The sequence below is a fragment of the Blautia sp. MCC269 genome (assembly GCF_018785655.1).
Lineage (GTDB): Bacteria > Bacillota > Clostridia > Lachnospirales > Lachnospiraceae > Blautia_A.
The window spans coordinates 8,670-10,171 of sequence record NZ_WQQE01000096.1 but is presented as its reverse complement, the minus strand read 5'-3'; the positions used below and the strand labels follow the sequence as shown (position 1 = coordinate 10,171).

3 protein-coding genes are annotated in these 1,502 nt (G+C 38.4%); 2 read left to right on the top strand and 1 reads right to left on the bottom strand.

Going from position 1 to position 1,502, the window contains the following annotated elements:
- Positions 1 to 10: 10 nt before the first annotated feature.
- Entirely contained in the window at positions 11 to 640 is a 630-nt protein-coding gene (locus GPK88_RS17865) for a helix-turn-helix domain-containing protein (protein ID WP_215708096.1), read from the bottom strand.
- A 171-nt stretch (positions 641 to 811) separates the two neighbouring features.
- On the opposite strand from GPK88_RS17865, the gene GPK88_RS17860 reads away from it, so the two are divergent.
- Entirely contained in the window at positions 812 to 1,042 is a 231-nt protein-coding gene (locus tag GPK88_RS17860; RefSeq protein ID WP_008704241.1) for a helix-turn-helix domain-containing protein, read from the top strand.
- A 140-nt stretch (positions 1,043 to 1,182) separates the two neighbouring features.
- A complete protein-coding gene (locus GPK88_RS17855) occupies positions 1,183 to 1,497 on the top strand; it encodes a hypothetical protein (protein ID WP_008704242.1) in 315 nt (104 codons plus the stop codon).
- Positions 1,498 to 1,502: the final 5 nt, after the last annotated feature.

The window sequence follows — 1,502 nt, the reverse complement described above, 5'->3', positions numbered from 1 at the left end:
GGTTGTCTTACTATACCGATTCGGAATCTTCGTATAAGACTTCTGATAAAAGATTTGCAAGCCTTTGTTCTGCTGTTTTTTGTTTCTTGGAATAGAGCCTTACAATGTCTGCCATCTCATTAAAAGCATTGATGGTAGGAGTGATTTCCCTTAAGAACATAATCTCATTATATTCATCATTCGATTCAAACCCTATTGTTTTGGCAATATCCGTCTGACCATCATTCCCCTTAAAGTTTTTGCAGGCGAACTGAAAGGAATCCAAAAACAGACCATATTGTTTTAACATCAGCAGTAATAAATCTTTTGAAAAAGCATCTTCTTCTTTGGTAAGGGCAAGTGGTAACTGTTCCAGAATATCTCCCATCGCATCACGAATCTGTAATTCTCTCTTATCCGTAATATCGGTTTCATATTCATCTGTTTCCCCTTTGAGCCATTCCACAGATACATGGAGTGCTTCCGAAAGACCTTCCAACACCATTTTTTTCGTATTGTCAATCGAACCATTCTCATAACGCAGGATTGTAGAAGCGGTAACACCCATCTTTTCTGCGACATAAGGCTGTGTCAGATTCAATTCCAGACGGCGCTGTTTTACTCTGCTCCCTATCAGCTTGCGTAATTCTTTATCTTTCATGCTGACTGCCTCCTTTTTCGGTATGTATGAATTATAGCATTGTTTTTCCGAAATTGCAATATGCAATATAAAGTTTATTTTTAACATTTCGTAACGCTTGACAAAAAGATGTGAAAAGGATATACTTACATCACAAGAATTGCATAATGCAATTTGTAAGGAGGTGATTATATGACGCAAAGAAAAATTGCATTATCCATCGAAGAAGCTGCTGACTATACGGGAATCGGCAGAAACACCTTAAGACAGCTTGTAGAATGGAAGAAACTTCCAGTATTAAAGGTTGGTCGCAAAGTCCTGATTAAAACCGATATTCTGGAAATGTTTATGGAAGCTAATGAAGGTCGTGATTTGAGGGATAGAGGAAATGTAAAAGCTGTAACAAGAACTGTGGCAAATTAAAAAGGCGGCTTCCAAAGAAACCGCCAAAGGTTCTATCAGACCAAAGCCATGATATACCTACACGCAAGAAGATTATACCATGTGCTTCTTCTGATACGCAACCGAGAACTTATGTTTGCAAAAGAAAGGAGAATGTAATAATGGCAAAATCAACAAAAAGTTATGAAGAACGAATGCTTGAAATGGAAAAAAGGGAACAGGAAAGCCTTGAAAAAGCAAAACGATATGCAGCACAGAAGAAAGAACTTCTGAAACGAAAGAAAACCGAGGAAAGTAAAAAACGAACCCATAGGCTCTGTCAGATTGGCGGTGCGGTGGAATCCGTTCTTGGTGCTCCTATTGAGGAAAAAGACATCCCAAAGCTGATTGTTTTTCTGAAAAGGCAGGAAGCCAATGGGAGATTTTTCTCAAAAGCAATGCAGAAAGAAACCAATACCGATATGGAGGAAGTGTAATGGCA